11 protein-coding genes and 1 riboswitch are annotated in these 16641 nt (G+C 71.5%); of the genes, 7 read left to right on the top strand and 4 right to left on the bottom strand.

Annotation, left to right across the window (positions count from 1 at the left end; translation table 11 throughout):
- Positions 1 to 60: 60 nt before the first annotated feature.
- Positions 61 to 1059, bottom strand: coding sequence for a sucrase ferredoxin (locus tag OIU81_RS09000; protein ID WP_329145636.1), 999 nt, complete (start codon positions 1057 to 1059; stop codon positions 61 to 63).
- 195 nt (positions 1060 to 1254) lie between these two features.
- Positions 1255 to 2505 carry a citrate/2-methylcitrate synthase gene (locus tag OIU81_RS08995; protein WP_329145634.1) on the bottom strand — a complete coding sequence of 417 codons (1251 nt, stop codon included), beginning with the start codon at positions 2503 to 2505 and terminating at the stop codon, positions 1255 to 1257.
- 113 nt (positions 2506 to 2618) lie between these two features.
- On the opposite strand from OIU81_RS08995, the gene OIU81_RS08990 reads away from it, so the two are divergent.
- Both OIU81_RS08990 and OIU81_RS08985 read left to right on the top strand, forming a co-directional pair.
- Entirely contained in the window at positions 2619 to 3788 is a 1170-nt protein-coding gene (locus OIU81_RS08990; protein WP_329145631.1) for a citrate synthase/methylcitrate synthase, read from the top strand.
- Positions 3789 to 3899: 111 nt separating this feature from the next.
- Positions 3900 to 5000 carry a CobW family GTP-binding protein gene (locus tag OIU81_RS08985; protein ID WP_329145628.1) on the top strand — a complete coding sequence of 367 codons (1101 nt, stop codon included), beginning with the start codon at positions 3900 to 3902 and terminating at the stop codon, positions 4998 to 5000.
- A gap of 69 nt (positions 5001 to 5069) precedes the next feature.
- Here the strand turns inward: OIU81_RS08985 and OIU81_RS08980 are convergent, their stop codons facing one another.
- Positions 5070 to 7517 (bottom strand): DNA gyrase/topoisomerase IV subunit A, encoded by a 2448-nt coding sequence (locus tag OIU81_RS08980; RefSeq protein WP_329145626.1) that lies wholly within the window; start codon positions 7515 to 7517, stop codon positions 5070 to 5072.
- 288 nt (positions 7518 to 7805) lie between these two features.
- Between OIU81_RS08980 and OIU81_RS08975 the strand changes: the two genes are divergently transcribed.
- The 4 genes from OIU81_RS08975 (at position 7806) to OIU81_RS08960 (ending at position 12699) form a co-directional block, all read left to right on the top strand.
- Complete coding sequence (locus tag OIU81_RS08975) at positions 7806 to 9146, top strand: M16 family metallopeptidase (protein ID WP_329154980.1); 1341 nt, start codon at positions 7806 to 7808, stop codon at positions 9144 to 9146.
- A gap of 38 nt (positions 9147 to 9184) precedes the next feature.
- Positions 9185 to 10567, top strand: a complete 1383-nt coding sequence (locus OIU81_RS08970; protein WP_329154979.1) for a M16 family metallopeptidase — start codon at positions 9185 to 9187, stop codon at positions 10565 to 10567.
- 213 nt (positions 10568 to 10780) lie between these two features.
- Positions 10781 to 10937: riboswitch (cyclic di-AMP (ydaO/yuaA leader) on the top strand.
- A 12-nt stretch (positions 10938 to 10949) separates the two neighbouring features.
- Positions 10950 to 11729, top strand: coding sequence for a M23 family metallopeptidase (locus OIU81_RS08965; protein WP_329145624.1), 780 nt, complete (start codon positions 10950 to 10952; stop codon positions 11727 to 11729).
- A 280-nt stretch (positions 11730 to 12009) separates the two neighbouring features.
- A complete protein-coding gene (locus tag OIU81_RS08960; RefSeq protein ID WP_329145623.1) occupies positions 12010 to 12699 on the top strand; it encodes a GntR family transcriptional regulator in 690 nt (229 codons plus the stop codon).
- A 399-nt stretch (positions 12700 to 13098) separates the two neighbouring features.
- On the opposite strand, the gene OIU81_RS08955 is transcribed toward OIU81_RS08960, so the two are convergent.
- Complete coding sequence (locus OIU81_RS08955; protein ID WP_329145621.1) at positions 13099 to 13380, bottom strand: HPr family phosphocarrier protein; 282 nt, start codon at positions 13378 to 13380, stop codon at positions 13099 to 13101.
- Positions 13381 to 13600: 220 nt separating this feature from the next.
- Here OIU81_RS08955 and OIU81_RS08950 point away from each other — a divergent pair, with 220 nt between their 5' ends.
- Positions 13601 to 16627: a bifunctional acetate--CoA ligase family protein/GNAT family N-acetyltransferase gene (locus OIU81_RS08950; RefSeq protein WP_329145619.1), complete on the top strand. Its 3027-nt coding sequence runs from the start codon at positions 13601 to 13603 to the stop codon at positions 16625 to 16627.
- Positions 16628 to 16641 lie beyond the last annotated feature (14 nt).

Here is a 16641-nt window from a genome sequence, read left to right as displayed (position 1 = left end):
CCTCGGGTGAGGGACGACGGCGATGAAGCGCCAGGCGGGTGCGCGGCGGAACCCTTGCGGTCAGCTGCCGACAGCCTGCGCCGTCCTCCCCGGCATACGGTTCACCGCGGCGATGGAGACAACGGCCATACGCGCCGGTGGACCGAGCGGCGCACCACAGCTGGCGGGCGCCGCAGCACCATCGGCCCGCTGTTCGACGGTGACCTGCCAGCTGCGGCCGTCGGAGTGCGCCACGGTGACAGCCCACGCGGAGGAGGCTCCCGTGAGCGCAGAGCTACCGGGCATCGAACTGTCGGCCGGCCTCGGTTCGGGCCGCACCGTGTCGGTCCGTACGACGTCGAGTGCGTCCGCCCGGTCCTCCCCGAGCAGCTCGCGGACCGCCAGGTCGGCGGCCTGGCCCGGCCGGTCCCACGCCGAGCGGCCACGACAGTGGTCGATCGTGATCCGTCCGTCGCGCGCCGCTTCCACAGCCTCCTTGACGAGGGGGGCCGAGGCGCGTCCGTAGGCGTAGCCGTAGGGGAGGACGAACAGCGTGGGGGAGAAGCGATGCCCTCCGATGTGGGTGACTTCCCAGGCCTCGGCCCCGTCGGCGGCGAGCTCGGCGGCCAGCGGGCGCCCGAGCAGGGCGCAGCAGCGGTCCCGCTTGCCGTTGGTGCACACGAGGACCAGCGGTTCACCGATGTACGGCTCCCAGAGGTTGTGGTGCTCGCCTGCCCCCAAAGCCTTGAAATCCAGACCGAGAGCCGCTCGCGGGTCGGTGGCGGTGGTGGTGCGGATCCAGGTGCGTCCGGGGGCGGTGTGCGCCAGGAACATCCGGCGCCGGGACGTGCCGTGGCAGTCGGCATGACGCCCGGGTCGGCGGATCAGGGCGACACGTACGCCCGTCCCCGCGGTCGCGGCCTCCAGGGCCCGGCCGACATCAGGATCGAGGTGACTGTCCGTCAACGCTTGGGCTCCCCAGGGTCCCGTCTGCTCGATGAGCAGCCAGGTCCGGGCGGTGGCCGCCGTCGCGGTGAGAGATTCGGCCGATTCACGGGAAGCGGTGGCACAGGTACTCACATAGGTGAGCCTAACCTCATCCGCTGAGTGCCCGACGCCGGGTGGTCCCCCAGCGGGTGACGGCGAAGTCGCGTTGCCTTGCCTGGGAGTCTTCGCGGGCAGCTCAGCAGTGCCGAGGCCGGTCGTGGTGGGCGGGGTCGGTGTCTCGGCGTCGGCTCCGTATGGAGAAGCGTCCGCGCCCCGCGAACTCATCACTCACGGCAATGGCTGTGGTGGACGGCGGCCGTGGTACTGGCCGCTGGGGCGCATGCGGAGGGGGTGTTCGGTGTATTCCTCCAGGGCGTGCGCGATCCAGCCGGCTGTGCGGGCAATAGCGAAGATCGTTTCGCCGGCCTCGGCGGGCATGCCTGTGGAAGCGGTGAGTACGGCCAGTGCCAGGTCGACATTGGCGTGCAGCTCCGTGTGCCGGGCCGTGGTGGTGATCACTTCACGGGCGGCCTGCAGGGCGGGATGGGCACGTGGCACCTCCTCCAGAAGCCGGAACAGGGTGCGAGCCCGCGGGTCCTCGCCGGGATAGAGGCGATGGCCGAGCCCTGGCACCCGTCGGCCGGCCCGCAGGTGGTCGGCCACGACGGCGGCCGCGCTGCCCCGGTCCAGTACCTCCACCAGCATCCGGTGGGCAAATCCGCTTGCCGCGCCGTGCAGCACGCCGTCCAAGGCCCCGAACCCGGCCGAAACGATCGCGTACGGATGGGCGCGGGCGGAGGCGGCGACCCGGACCGCGAGCGTCGAGGCCGCGAGGTCGTGGTCGATGAGCAGGACCAATGCGGCGTCCAGCACACGGAGGGCCTCGGCATCGGCAGGTTCCGCGGTCAGTCGTGACCAGAGGCGTGCAGCGAGAGCGCCGTCGGCTGGTGGCTTCGGGGCGTGCGGCGGCAAGGCGTCGACGAGTGTCGGGATGAGGCTGCGCGCGATATCGACGACGGTGTCTTCGGACAGGTCGAATCGGAGCGGGTCGGTGTGCGCAGCGGCGATCACGCCGACCCGTAGCCGGTCCATCGGTCCGCTGTGTGCCGGCAGCGCTTCAACGGCGCGGTGGGCAGCTGCCAGCGCGTCGCGCGGTGCGGTGAAGCGGATGCCGGGGCGCAGTTCGCCGGACCACAGCCACTCGGCGACTTCTTCGTAGCTGTAGTGGGCGGCGAGTTCTGATGTGTCGACGCCGCGGAAGTAACAGTGATCGCGGTCGATCAGAGTGATGCCGGTGCGGATCGCCAACTCGCTGCCCGGCGTCGAGGGTTCGCGGCGGCCGGCGCGACGGGCCAGTGCGTCGACCTCTTTCGCGTCGAAGGTGCTGCCGCGACTGCCCGGCTCGCGGCGGCTGGTCAGTTGGCCACGGCTGACATAGGCGTACACCGTCTCCGACTTCACGCCGAGCCGTTCGGCCGTCTCCCGGGTGCTCAGCCGCTGTCCGCCCCGGCCCGATGCCGCTTCCTGCTGGTCTGCCATGGGGCCACCGTATCCGGACCGTCCACATTGATGGAATCAATATTGACAAGTATTGAGTCGAGAATGGACAGTCGGATCAATTATTCGGGTGAGGGAGAGCAAGGAGATCAGCCATGCCGATCGCCGAGGTGAACGCACCGGTCGACGCGCCCCGCGGACTCGCGGGCGTCATCGTCACCGAGACCCAATTGGGCGACGTCCGGGGTGCGGAGGGCTTCTACCACTACCGCCAGTACTCCGCCGTCGAGCTGGCTTCGGCCCGCAGCTTCGAGGACGTGTGGTACCTGATGTTCCACGGCGAGCTGCCCGATGCGGTGCAGCTGGACGCCTTCAGGGCCGAGACCGCCGCACTGCGCGCCCTGCCCGCGGCCGTACGCGACGCGTTGCCCGCCCTGGCCCGTGCCGGTGTGCTCTCCGGCCCGCTCGCCGGGCTGCGTACCGCGTTGTCGCTGCTCGGCGCAACGGCCGGCTTCCGGCCGCTGTACGACATCGACGCCGACCGCCGCCGTACCGACGCCCTCGCCGCATGCGCCGCAGTACCGACGCTGATCACCGCGCTGCACCGGCTCGGTCAGGGTCTCCAGCCTGTCGAGCCGCGTGCGGACCTCGGTCACGCGGCCAACTACCTCTACATGCTCACGGGCGAAGAACCGGACCCGGAGCGTGTCCGGGCGATCGAGGCGTATCTGATCTCCACCATCGACCACGGATTCAACGCCTCGACCTTCACCGCACGCGTCATCGCCTCCACCGGTGCCGACCTCGCGGCCTGCCTCGTAGGCGCCGTCGGCGCGCTCTCCGGGCCGCTGCACGGCGGTGCCCCCAGTCGCGCACTGGACATGCTCGACGCCATCGGTACCCCTGACCGCATCGACTCCTGGATCCGCGACAGTGTCCTCCGCGGGGACCGGATCATGGGGTTCGGCCACTCCGTCTACCGCACCGAGGACCCGCGTTCGAGGATGCTGCGAGGGGTCGCCGAACAGTTCGGCGGCCCGCTGGTGGACTTCGCCGTCCAGGTGGAGGCGAGGGTCGAAGCGCTGCTGGCCGAGCTCAAGCCCGGCCGTGAGCTGCACACGAACGTGGAGCTCTACGCGGGCGTCGTCATGGAGCTGTGCGGGCTGCCGCGCGAGATGTTCACGCCCACCTTCTGCGCGGCCCGCGTGGTCGGCTGGAGCGCCAACATCCTGGAGCAGGCCGAGGACTCGAAGATCATCCGGCCGGCCGCCCGGTACGTGGGCCCGCCCCCGCCGCAGCCGCTGCCCGCCACCGCGCTCCGATAGCGGGCGGTGCGGCGGCCGAGCCGGGCCCCCGCAGCCGGCGGTCCGTTACGATCGACAGCTCGTCCGCCGCCGGTCCGCGCGGCCCGCCACCCGCACCATGGAGGCGCCCCCTTGGCCACGCAACAGATCCCGGTCGTCGTGCTCGCGGGCTTCCTCGGATCGGGCAAGACCACCCTCCTCAACCATCTGCTCGGCACCGGCGACGGCACCCGTATCGGCGCGATCGTCAATGACTTCGGCAGCATCGAGATCGATGCCATGACCGTCGCCGGACAGGTGGACTCGATGGTCTCGCTCGGCAATGGCTGTCTGTGCTGTGCCGTGGACACCAGCGAACTGGACACCTACCTGGAACGGCTCGCCCGCCCCGCAGCCCGCATCGATGTGATCGTCATCGAGGCCAGCGGACTGGCCGAGCCGCAGGAACTCATCCGGATGATCCTCGCCAGCGAGAACGACCGGATCGTCTACGGCGGCCTGATCGAGGTCGTCGACGCCGCCGAATTCGAGGACACCAGGGCCCGCCACCCCGAACTGGACCGGCATGTGGGCATCGCCGACATCGTGGTGCTCAACAAGGCCGACCGCATCGGCGACGCGGCACGACAGGAACTCATCGCCACCCTCGCCGACCTCGCTCCCGGCCGGCCCGTGATCTGCACGGCGTACGGCCGGGTCGACCCGGAGCTGTTCTTCGACCGCGCGCCGGGGGAGGGCGACGACCCGGCCGTACGGCAGCTGTCCTTCGAGGACCTGTTGCGCGAGGCCGTGGCGAACGAGGACGCCGCCCACGACTGCGACGGCCACTGCGCTCACCCCGACCATGCCCACGCGGAGGGCCACTTCCACGCCGCCTACCAGAGCGTGGAGTTCACCTCCACCGAGCCGATGCACCCGCGCCGCCTCATGGACTTCCTCGACAGCCGCCCGGCCGGTCTCTACCGCATCAAGGGGTTCGTCCACTTCGACGTGCCGGAGAACCGCCAGAAGTTCACGCTGCACGCGGTCGGTGACTTCCTGCGTTTCTACCCCTCGCCGTGGCCGAAGGGCGAGGAGCGGTGCACCCAGCTCGTCATGATCGGCAGCGGCATCGACGCGCCGGCCCTGCGCAAGGAGCTGGAGAACTGCCGGGACAGCACACCGTCGGAGGCGGGCGCCCACAGCATGTGGGGTGTGCTGCGGTACGTGGCCGCGCGCGAGGAGGACTGGTGACGCCGCCGGGCCGGTGAGCCACCGACCCGACCGCGTCCACTCCCCATCCTGCCGACTGCCGACCGCCGGCTACACCGGCCCGGCCAGCGCTGCCACGGGCTTCGTCAGCGGCACTCCCGAGCCGTCCCGCCGCGGATCCACCTCGGGCAGCTCGACGGGCGAACCCTTGGCGTCCGCGGCCCGCACCGGAGCCGGCCCCACCCACGCCAGGGTGAGACAGTCCTCGCCCTTCAGGAACCGCTGGCAGCGCACACCACCGGTCGCCCGCCCCTTGCGCGGATACTGGTCGAACGGGGTGAGCTTGGCCGTCGCCACCGAGTCGTCCAGCGTGCCGTGCGAGCCGGCGACCGTGAACACCATGGCATCGGCGGCCGGATCGACCGCGGAGAACGAGAGCACCTTCGCGCCCTCGCCCAGCTTGATGCCCGTCATGCCGCCCGCGGGCCGGCCCTGCGGCCGTACCTGCGCGGCCTGGAAACGCAGCAGCTGCGCCTCGTTGGTGAGGAAGACCAGGTCCTCCTCACCGGTGCGCAGCTCGGCCGCGCCCACGATGCGGTCGCCGTCCTTGAGGGTGATGACCTCCAACTCCTCCTTGTGAGAGGGGTAGTCGGGCACCACCCGCTTGACCACGCCCTGCTCCGTGCCGAGCGCCAGGCCCGGTGAGGACTCGTCCAGCGTGGTCAGGCAGATCAGCTGCTCGCCGTCCTCCAGCGTCAGGAACTCCGAGAGCTGTGCACCGCCGGAGAGACTGGGCGCGGCTGCCGTCTCCGGGAGCTGCGGCAGATCGATCACCGAGATCCGCAGCAGCCGGCCCAGGGACGTCACCGCGCCCACCTCGCCGCGGGTCGTCGCCGGCACCGACGAGACGATCACGTCGTGCTTGACGCGCCGGGCGTCGGCGTCGAAGGGCACCTCTCCGGTGACCGTACGGGCCAGCAGGCCCGTCGAGGACAGCAGCACCCGGCACGGGTCGTCGGAGACCTCCAAGGGCACCGCACCGACCGTGGTGCCCGACGACTCCAGCAGGACCGTGCGCCGGTCCGTGCCGTATTTCTTCGCCACGGCGGCCAGCTCGCCGGACACGAGCTTGCGCAGCTCCGTGTCCGAGTCCAGGATCCGCGTCAGCTTCTCGATCTCGTCCTGCAGGCGGTCCCGCTCCGACTCCAGCTCGATCCGGTCGAACTTGGTCAGCCGGCGCAGCGGCGTGTCGAGGATGTACTGGGTCTGGACGTCGCTCAGCGAGAAGCGCTCGATCAGCCGCTCCTTGGCCTGCGCGCTGTTCTCGCTGGAGCGGATCAGACGGATCACCTCGTCGATGTCCACCAGGGCCGTCAGCAGGCCCTCGACCAGGTGAAGACGGTCGCGCCGCTTGGTGCGCCGGAACTCGCTGCGCCGGCGCACCACGGTGAAGCGGTGGTCGACGTAGACCTCCAGCAGCTCCTTGAGGCCCAGCGTCAGCGGCTGGCCGTCCACCAGCGCGACGTTGTTGATGCCGAAGGACTCCTCCATCGGCGTGAGCTTGTAGAGCTGCTCCAGGACGGCCTCGGGGTTGAAGCCGTTCTTGACCTCGATCACCAGCCGCAGGCCGTGCGCGCGGTCGGTGAGGTCCTTGACGTCGGCGATGCCCTGCAGCTTCTTCGAGCCGACCAGGTCCTTGATCTTGGAGATGACCTTCTCGGGGCCGACCGTGAACGGGAGTTCGGTGACGACCAGGCCCTTGCGGCGCGCGGTGACGCTCTCGACCGTGACCGTGGCGCGGATCTTGAAGGTGCCGCGGCCCTTCTCGTACGCGTCCCGTACGCCGTCGAGCCCCACGATCCGGCCGCCCGTCGGCAGGTCGGGGCCCGGCACGAACCGCATCAGGGTGTCGAGGTCGGCGTTCGGATGCTTGATCAGATGGCGGGCGGCGGCGATGACCTCGCCCAGGTTGTGCGGCGGCATGTTCGTCGCCATACCGACGGCGATACCGGACGTGCCGTTGACGAGGAGGTTGGGATACGCGGCGGGGAGGGCGACGGGCTCCCGCTCCTGGCCGTCGTAGTTCGGCGCGAAGTCGACGGTGTCCTCGTCGATGGACTCCGTCATCAGGGATGTCGCGGACGCCATCTTGCACTCGGTGTACCGCATCGCGGCGGGCGGGTCGTCATTGCCCAGCGAGCCGAAGTTGCCGTGGCCGTCCACCAGCGGCAGCCGCATCGAGAACGGCTGCGCCATGCGCACCAGGGCGTCGTAGATGGACGCGTCGCCGTGCGGGTGGAGCTTACCCATCACCTCGCCGACGACGCGGGCGCACTTGACGTAGCCGCGCTCGGGCCGCAGGCCCATCTCGTTCATCTGGTACAGGATGCGGCGGTGCACGGGCTTGAGACCGTCGCGGGCGTCCGGCAGGGCGCGCGAGTAGATGACCGAATACGCGTACTCGAGGAAGGAACCCTGCATCTCGTCGACGACGTCGATGTCGAGGATCCTCTCCTCGAAGTCGTCCGGCGGCGGGGTCTTCGTGCTGCGGCGGGCCATCGCGGCTGCGGCTCCTTCTGCTGCGTCTACTGCCGATATCGGAAAGCGTCGGTCAACCCGTCGGGTCAACCGGGCGGGGGCTCAGCCCGCGCATATCTCTGAGTCTGACGCCGACCATTGTGGACCGCCCCACCGACAACGCTGACCGCGACTCCCCCTTCGGCCCCCGAGGAAGCCGCACGGGGCGCACGTACAGGGCCGGTCGCCCGGGAACTTCGCCAGATGCCGACGCGCTTGCATACAGTGACAGAACTTCCTCGCAAGCGGATCGAAGGGACGTACATGCCCATGGGTCACACGGCCACAGAACAAGCCGGCTCCGGCGGCCTGACAGCGACCGAGCACCGGCTGGCCAACGGCCTGCGCGTGGTGCTCTCCGAAGACCACCTGACACCGGTCGCAGCGGTCTGCCTGTGGTACGACGTCGGCTCCCGCCACGAGGTCAAGGGCCGTACGGGCCTGGCTCACCTCTTCGAGCACCTGATGTTCCAGGGCTCCGCGCAGGTGACGGGCAACGGCCACTTCGAGCTGGTGCAGGGTGCCGGCGGCTCGCTCAACGGCACCACGAGCTTCGAGCGCACCAACTACTTCGAGACCATGCCCGCCCATGAGCTGGAGCTCGCGCTCTGGCTGGAGGCGGACCGGATGGGCTCGCTGCTGACCGCGCTCGACGACGAGTGCCTGGAGAACCAGCGCGACGTCGTCAAGAACGAACGCCGCCAGCGTTACGACAACGTCCCCTACGGCACGGCCTTCGAGAAGCTGACGGCCATGGCGTACCCGGAGGGGCACCCGTACCACCACACGCCCATCGGGTCGATGGCCGATCTCGATGCGGCGTCCCTGGAGGACGCGCGGGCGTTCTTCCGTACGTATTACGCGCCCAACAACGCCGTGCTGTCGGTCGTCGGTGACATCGACCCCGCGCAGACGCTGGCCTGGGTGGAGAAGTACTTCGGCTCGATCCCCTCGCACGACGGCAAGCAGCCGCCGCGCGACGGCACGCTGCCCGACATCATCGGCGGCCAGCTGCGTGAGGTCGTCGAGGAGGACGTGCCCTCCCGCGCCCTGATGGCGGCCTACCGGCTGCCGCACGACGGCACCCGTGAGGCGGACGCCGCGGATCTCGCGCTGACCGTACTGGGCGGCGGCGAGTCCTCCCGTCTGTACAACCGGCTGGTGCGCCGTGACCGCAGTGCGGTGGCCGCCGGCTTCGGCCTGCTGCGGCTGGCCGGCGCGCCCTCGCTGGGCTGGCTGGACGTGAAGACGTCCGGCGGGGTGGAGGTCCCCGGCATCGAGCGCGCGGTCGACGAGGAGCTGGCCCGCTTCGCCGCCGAGGGGCCGACCCCGGAGGAGATGGAACGGGCGCAGGCCCAGCTGGAGCGTGAATGGCTGGACCGGCTCGCCACGGTCAGCGGCCGCGCCGACGAACTGTGCCGCTTCGCCGTCCTGTTCGGCGACCCGCAGCTCGCGCTGAGCGCCGTCCAGCGTGTCCTGGACATCACCCCCGAGGAGGTGCAGGCGGTCGCCAAGGCCCGGCTGCGCCCCGACAACCGCGCGGTGCTGGTCTACGAGCCGACCGAGCCGAACGACGCCGCCGACACCGAGGAAGGGCAGGCGGACCAGTGAGCGACGCCACCACCCACGCCGACACCCCTGTGAGCACGATGGACTTCCACCCGCAGCCCCAAGGCGGCGCGCCCAAGCCGTGGGCCTTCCCGGCGCCGGACCGCAGCCAACTGCCCAACGGTCTCACCCTCCTGACCAGCCACCGCCCCGGCCAGCAGGTCGTCGCCGTCGAGATCAACCTCGTCGCGCCCCTGGACGCCGAGCCCGAGGGCCTGGACGGCGTTGCCACGATCATGGCGCGGGGGCTGTCCGAGGGCACCGACAAGCACGACGCGGAGGAGTTCGCCGCCGAGCTGGAGCGCTGCGGCGCCACCCTGGACGCGCACGCCGACCACCCCGGTGTACGGGTCTCCCTCGAGGTGCCGGCCTCCCGGCTGCACCGCGCGCTCGGCCTGCTCGCCGACGCGCTGCGCGCCCCCGCCTTCCCGGAGAGCGAGGTCGAGCGGCTGGTCCGCAACCGCCTCGACGAGATCCCGCACGAGCTCGCCAACCCGGCCCGGCGCGCCGCGATGGCGCTGTCCAAGGAGCTGTTCCCGGCCACGGCCCGGATGTCGCGCCCGCGCCAGGGTACCGAGGAGACCGTCGCGCGCATCGACGCCGCGGCCGTCCGCGGCTTCTACGACGCCCATGTACGGCCCGCCACGGCCACCGCCGTCATCGTCGGCGACTTCACCGGCGTCGACCTGGACGCGGCGCTGGCCGACACCCTCGGCGCCTGGAGCGGCTCGACGGCCGAGCCGCTGAAGGCCTCGCCGATCGCCGCCGACGACACCGGCCGCGTGGTGATCGTCGACCGTCCCGGTGCCGTCCAGACGCAGCTGCTCATCGGCCGGATCGGCCCCGACCGGCACGACCGGGTGTGGCCCGCGCAGGTCCTCGGCACGTACTGCCTGGGCGGGACCCTCACCTCCCGTCTGGACCGTGTGCTGCGTGAGGAGAAGGGCTACACCTACGGGGTGCGCGCGTTCGGCCAGGTGCTCCGCTCCACCGCCCCCACGTCCCCCGAGGGGGCCACGGGTGCCGCGCTGCTGGCCATCAGCGGCTCGGTGGACACCGCCTCCACCGTTCCGGCCCTCGAGGACCTGTGGAAGGTGCTGCGGACCCTCGCGGCAGGGGGGCTGACCGACGACGAGCGGGATGTCGCCGTGCAGAACCTCGTCGGGGTCGCGCCGCTGAAGTACGAGACCGCGGCGGCCGTCGCGGGCACGCTGGCCGACCAGGTGGAGCAGCACCTCCCGGATGACTTCCAGGCGCAGTTGTACGCCCGCCTCGTGGAGACCGGCACGGTCGAGGCGACCGCGGCGGCGGTCAGCGCGTTCCCCGTGGACCGGCTGGTGACGGTCCTCGTGGGTGACGCGGCGCAGATCGCCGAGCCGGTCAAGGAGCTGGGCATCGGCGAGGTGACGGTCGTCGGCGGCTAACCCCGCCCGTATGACGAAAGGTCATATATCGACAAAGCGGCTCCCGTGGCACTCACTCGCCACGGGAGCCGCTGTATGTCCGTTTTCTTACAGCTGGTTGCGCAGGTTCTTGTGGCATCCCGCACAAAAATCGGCTTCTGTTTGCCCCACGAAAGTGGCCCCGTTTAGCGTCGTCCCGGCTGTTCGTCACAAGTCCGCCACAACAGTGGCACCGGACAGTCATCGCCGAGTCCCCGTACGGCGCGAGCCAGGGGAGCCGGGGACCCACGCGTCCCTTGGGGTGAATCGGACTCCTCTCCCGAGGAGCCCGTAGGAGACCTTCCTGCTCCGAACCCGTCAGCTAACCCGGTAGGCGAGAAGGAGGGAAAGGACAAGCCCGTACATGGCGTTCATCCGTGCCACCGGGAAGCACCGCCGCGCCAACCGTCCTACCCGGACGACCCGCAACGTCGCCGGTATAGCCACCCTCGCGGCGGGCGGTGTGGTCGCCTCCGTGGCCTCGCCGGCACTGGCCGCGACGGACGTGGCACCCACCCATGACACCGGTCTGCAGCAGGCCGTCGTGATGGGTGACGAGCTCGCCGGCCATGTCGCGGCCCAGGCCGACGCGCAGCGCGCCGCCGCGGAGTCCGCCGCCGCACAGGCGAAGGCCGAAGCCGTCGCGAAGAAGCAGGCCGACGAGGCCAAGCGGCGTGCCGAGGCCGCCCACAAGGCCAAGGTGCGCGCCGCCCGCGATGCCGAGCGCAAGCGTCTGAACACCTTCGTCGCGCCGGTCGCCGACTCCTACGTCTCCACCGGCTACAAGGCGTCCAGCAGCCTGTGGTCCTCGGGCAGCCACACCGGCATCGACTTCCACGCCGCCTCCGGCACCAGCGTCCGTGCCGTCGGCTCGGGCACCGTCGTCGAGGCGGACTGGGGCGGCTCGTACGGCAACAACATCGTGATCAAGATGAACGACGGCACGTACACCCAGTACGGTCACCTGTCGTCGTTCGCCGTCTCGGTCGGCCAGAAGGTCACCCGCGGCCAGCAGATCGCCCTCTCCGGTGCCACCGGCAATGCCACCGGCCCGCACCTGCACTTCGAGGCCCGCACCGGCCCCGACTACGGCTCGGACATCGACCCGATCACCTACCTGCGCGCACACGGCGTCAACGTCTGACCTGCCGCTGGCCCGTCCCCACGCCCGGGAGGGGTGCCCCGCACCGCGCGTCCTCCCGAAGCCCCGGTCCCATGACCGGGGCTTCGGCGTATCCGGCGCGGCGTCGCGTTTGCGGTGCGGGGGGCGTGCACCGGAGGCGGAGCCGGCGTGCCCACGACTTCCGGCCAAAAGTATCCATGAATATTCTGTGCCCGTCGGAAAAGCCGTGCCGGTCTAATAGAGTCACGGAAAAGCCGCCGACCGGCGGCGTTTCCTGGGGATCACGGCGGAGGCTCGGAAGATGCGAGGCCATATTTCCGCGCATGCGGTGTGCACGGCGATTCGCGACGACATTGTCTCCGGTGCGCTGGCGCCGGGGAGCCGGCTGATCGAGGAGATCCTCGCGGCCCGTTACGGCGTTTCCAGAGTGCCGGTCCGTGAGGCGCTGCGCACCCTGCAGTCCGAGGGCTTCGTCACCACCCGCCACCACGCCGGGGCCTGCGTCGCCGAGCCCACCGCGCAGGAGGCGGCCGATCTCCTGGACGTCCGCGCCCTGTTGGAGCCGCTGGGCGCCGCCCGCGCGGCCGCCCGCCGCAGCCCGGCCCACCTCAAGGTGCTCCGCGGCCTGGTGCGGCTCGGCCGCGAGCGGGCCCGGCACGGCGATCCGGGGGACCTGCAGCAGCTGGACGACTGGTTCCACGAGACGCTGGCCCAGGCGGTCGGCAGCCCCAGCCTGACGGCGCTGCTGACCCAGCTGCGGCGCAAGATCGAGTGGATGTACGCCGTGGAGCCGCCGACCCGCTCCGCCGAGTCGTGGGACGAGTACGGTGCCGTGCTGGACGCGGTGGCCCGGGGAGACGCGGAGCGGGCCCGCGCCCTGATGGCGGCTCATGTCGAGCGCTCACTCCCCGTGTACCGGCTGCGACGCCCGCTCAAGACCGGGGTGAGGGATCCGAAACCGCCCGTCAACACGGTGCGCGTCCGCCCTTAACAACCGTCCCGTATACAAAGAGGTCCCGCATGCGAAGAAGTGCGGGACGTGTGGAACGGGCTTCGGTGAGCAGAAGCGAGATCCCTCCGGTGCAAATGCGGCCGGTATTCGGGGATCTATTCTGTGGCGCCGCGAACGGTGAATGGTGCGCGCCGAATGGTGCACGTTTTGCGGCACCGAGATGGGTTGTCACAGCTGACGTGCGCGCTATTTCTCGCCCGCCGGATTTCCGGGTGGTCGGGAAAATCCGGTGCACCCGCGCGACAAAGGCGCGCGCGGCGGCCGTGCACACACCGTGGCCCCGCCTCGGACTCAGGGCGCAGTGAAGCGGCCCCGTCGCGGCAACCGGTGACCGGTCGCCGCGACGGGGCCGCCGCGTACAGCAGAGAGCCTGTGGGCTCAGACGGTCTCGGGGAGCTCCTCGAGACCCTCGGCGACGAGCTTGGCCAGGCGGTCGAGCGCGGCCTCGGCGCCGTCGGCGTCGGAGGCCAGCACGATCTCCTCGCCGCCCTGGGCGCCGAGGCCCAGGACCGCGAGCATGGAGGCGGCGTTCACGGGGTTGCCCTCGGCCTTGGCGATCGTTATCGGGACACCGGAGGCGGTGGCCGCGCGGACGAAGATCGACGCGGGGCGGGCGTGCAGGCCTTCGGCCCAACCGACATTGACGCGGCGCTCTGCCATGGTGTTGCCCTTCAAAGTCGTGACTGTTGTCTAGACCAGTCTCTCACGCTGCCGGACCTGCTCCAGCGGACGCGCCTGCTGGCCTTCGCCGCCCCTGGTCCCCAAGGGAGGCCCGGCCGGCCGGGCCCGCCGCACGGTCTCCACGGCATCATCGGCCTGCCTGCACCCCGAGCGTACGCGCGCCGGGCCCGTTGTCGGTGCCCGGCCGTACGCTGTCCGCATGCAGAAGTCGCAGGACCACGCGTACCCGACCCACTGGGAAGCAGACGTGGTGCTGCGTGACGGCGGGACGGCGCGGATCCGCCCCATCACCCCCGACGATGCCGAGCGGCTGGTCTCCTTCTACGAACAGGTCTCGGACGAGTCGAAGTACTACCGCTTCTTCGCCCCCTACCCGCGCCTGTCCGACCGCGATGTGCACCGTTTCACCCACCACGACTACGTCGACCGGGTCGGTCTCGCCGCGATGGTCGGCGGCGAGTTCATCGCCACCGTCCGCTACGACCGGATCAACGACCAGGGCCTGCCCGCCAAGGACCCCGAGGACGACCAGGCGGAGGTCGCCTTCCTCGTCCAGGACGCCCACCAGGGCCGCGGCGTCGCCTCCGCCCTCCTGGAGCACATCGCGGCCGTCGCCCGTGAACGCGGCATCCGCCGGTTCGCCGCCGAGGTGCTCCCGGCGAACTCCAAGATGATCAAGGTGTTCACCGATGCGGGCTACACCCAGAAGCGCACCTTCGAAGACGGTGTGGTCCGGCTGGAGTTCGATCTGGAGCCGACCGAGCAGTCCATGGCTGTGATGCGCGGCCGCGAGCAGCGGGCCGAGGCCCGCTCCGTCCAGCGGCTGCTCACCCCGCGCTCGGTCGCCGTCATCGGCACCGGCCGCGCCACCGGCGGTGTCGGCCGCACCGCCCTGCGCAGTCTCCTGGACTCCGGCTTCACGGGCCGGGTGCACGCCGTCAACCACGCGTTCCCCGACGGGATGCAGCGGCTGGACCCCGAAGGCGTACCGGCCGTCCGCGCGCTGCGCGAGATCTCCGAGCCGGTCGATCTCGCCGTCGTCGCCGTGCCCGCGGACCGCGTCCCCGACGTCGTCCGTGACTGCGGTGAACACGGCGTCCAGGGGGTGCTGATCCTGTCCTCCGGTTACGCCGAGGCGGGCCCGGAGGGCAGGGAGCGGCAGCGCGCCCTGCTCGGCCAGGCCCGCTCGTACGGCATGCGGCTCATCGGCCCCAATGCCTTCGGCCTGATCAACACCGCCCCCGGTGTGCGGCTGAACGCCTCCCTCGCGCCCCAGATGCCCGGTGCCGGCCACATCGGCCTGTTCACCCAGTCCGGCGCCATCGGCATCGCCCTGCTCAGCGGACTGCATGCGCGCGGCCCCGGCGACGGCGGCATCGCCGGCATCTCCGCCTTCGTCTCGGCCGGCAACCGCGCCGACGTCTCCGGGAACGACCTGCTCCAGTACTGGTACGAGGACCCGGACACCGATGTCGTGATCCTGTATCTGGAGTCCATCGGAAACCCCCGCAAGTTCGCCCGGCTCGCCCGCCGCACCGCCGCCGTCAAACCGGTCGTGGTCGCCAAGGGGGCCCGGCACAACGGCACCGCCCCGCCGGGCCACGCCGTGCCCACCGTCCGGGTTCCCGACAGCACCGTCGCCGCCCTGATGCGCCAGGCGGGCGTGATCCGCGTCGACACGGTCACCGAGCTGATCGACGCCGGGCTGCTGCTGGGCTCCCAGCCGCTGCCGGCCGGCTCGCGCATCGCCATCCTGGGCAACTCCGAGTCGCTGGCGCTGCTGGCCTACGACGCCTGCCTGACCGAACGGCTGCGCCCGCAACGGCCCCATGTCCTGACCTCGGCCGCGACACCCGACGACTTCCGGGCCGCGCTCGACGAGGCGCTGGCCGGCGACGGCTGCGACGCCGTGGTCGTCACCGCCATCCCCTGGGTGGGGGAGGGAGCCGCGGTCTCCCCGGGCGGGGGTGAGGGCGCCGCGCTCGCCGCCGCCCTGCGCACCGCCGCCGAGGCCCACCCGGAGAAGCCGGTCACCGTTGTCCATCTCGCCATGGACGAACTGGCGGAGAGGCTCGCGGCACCGGCACCGGCACCGGCACCGTCACCGGGAGGAGCCCAGGCATCGGGGCCCGACGCCCCCGCCGGTGACCGGGCGGCCCGCCACGAGAACCCGGCTCCGGCACCTGCCCCGTCGTCCCCGGAGTCCGCGCCGCCCCCGCGCCACCCGTCGTATCCCGCACGCCCCCCGGTCCCCCCGGGACCGCCGCCCACTCTCACCGCAGCGCAGCCGGCCAGGGCCCGTGACGCCGAGGCCACCGCCCCGCCCCCGCGCCGCGCCGCACCCCTGCGCATCCCCGCCTACCCCGCCGCCGAGCGTGCCGTCCGTGCGCTCGCCGAGGCCGTCCGCTATGCCACGTGGCGCCGGGAGGCCGCCGATCCGGGCCGGGTGCCCGAGTACGACGACATCCAGGAGGCGGCGGCCGGCGCCGACATCGAGCGCCTCCTCGACCGGCTCACCCGCGACGTCCCCACCGGCCGCTCCGTCCCCGTGCCGGCCGAGGACGCCGAGGCCCTGCTCGCCCGCTACGGCATCCACACCCGCCCCGTCCTCCCCGCCCCCGACCCGGACACCGCCGTCCGCGCCGCCGCCCGCCTCGGCTATCCGGTGGCCCTCAAGACCACCGCACCCCATCTGCGGCACCGCGCCGACCTCGGCGGCGTACGCCTCGACCTCGCCGGCGAGCGGGAACTCCGCCGCACCTATGCCGAATTGACCGATTTCCTCGGCTCCCCGGAGGAGCTGCGTCCGGTCGTCCAGTCGATGGTGCCGCGCGGTGTCGACACGGTCATCCGGGCCGCCATCGACCCGGCCGCCGGCGCCGTCCTCTCCTTCGGCCTGGCCGGTGCGCCCTCCGAGCTGCTCGGCGACATCGCCCACCGCCTCATTCCCGCCACCGACCGCGAGGTCGCCGAGCAGATCCGCTCGATCCGGGCCGCCCCGCTGCTCTTCGGCTGGCGCGGGTCCCAGCCCGTGGACACCGCGGCGCTGGCCGAACTGCTGCTGCGGGTCTCCCGGCTCGTCGACGACCACCCCGAGGTCGTCGGTGTGGACCTCGAACCGGTGGTCGTCGCCGCCCACGGCCTCTCCGTTCTGGGTGCCTCCGTCCGCCTGGCCAGGCCCCCTGCCACCACTGACCTCGGCCCCCGCCGGCTGCCCGTCTACTGAGGCTCTCGCGGCCC

Source organism: Streptomyces sp. NBC_01454, assembly GCF_036227565.1.
Classification (GTDB): domain Bacteria; phylum Actinomycetota; class Actinomycetes; order Streptomycetales; family Streptomycetaceae; genus Streptomyces.
The sequence above is the reverse complement of the archived record's forward strand: the minus strand, read 5'-3'. Positions and strand labels throughout refer to the sequence as shown.

What these genes read in the sequence shown, in the direction of transcription:
- OIU81_RS08995 (WP_329145634.1), bottom strand. Translation starts at nt 2,505, where the DNA reads ATGGCAGACCAGCAGGAAGCGGCATCGGGCCGGGGCGGACAGCGGCTG.
- OIU81_RS08990 (WP_329145631.1), top strand. Translation starts at nt 2,619, where the DNA reads ATGCCGATCGCCGAGGTGAACGCACCGGTCGACGCGCCCCGCGGACTC.
- OIU81_RS08980 (WP_329145626.1), bottom strand. Translation starts at nt 7,517, where the DNA reads ATGGCCCGCCGCAGCACGAAGACCCCGCCGCCGGACGACTTCGAGGAG.
- OIU81_RS08975 (WP_329154980.1), top strand. Translation starts at nt 7,806, where the DNA reads ATGGGTCACACGGCCACAGAACAAGCCGGCTCCGGCGGCCTGACAGCG.
- OIU81_RS08970 (WP_329154979.1), top strand. Translation starts at nt 9,185, where the DNA reads ATGGACTTCCACCCGCAGCCCCAAGGCGGCGCGCCCAAGCCGTGGGCC.
- OIU81_RS08965 (WP_329145624.1), top strand. Translation starts at nt 10,950, where the DNA reads ATGGCGTTCATCCGTGCCACCGGGAAGCACCGCCGCGCCAACCGTCCT.
- OIU81_RS08960 (WP_329145623.1), top strand. Translation starts at nt 12,010, where the DNA reads ATGCGAGGCCATATTTCCGCGCATGCGGTGTGCACGGCGATTCGCGAC.
- OIU81_RS08955 (WP_329145621.1), bottom strand. Translation starts at nt 13,380, where the DNA reads ATGGCAGAGCGCCGCGTCAATGTCGGTTGGGCCGAAGGCCTGCACGCC.
- OIU81_RS08950 (WP_329145619.1), top strand. Translation starts at nt 13,601, where the DNA reads ATGCAGAAGTCGCAGGACCACGCGTACCCGACCCACTGGGAAGCAGAC.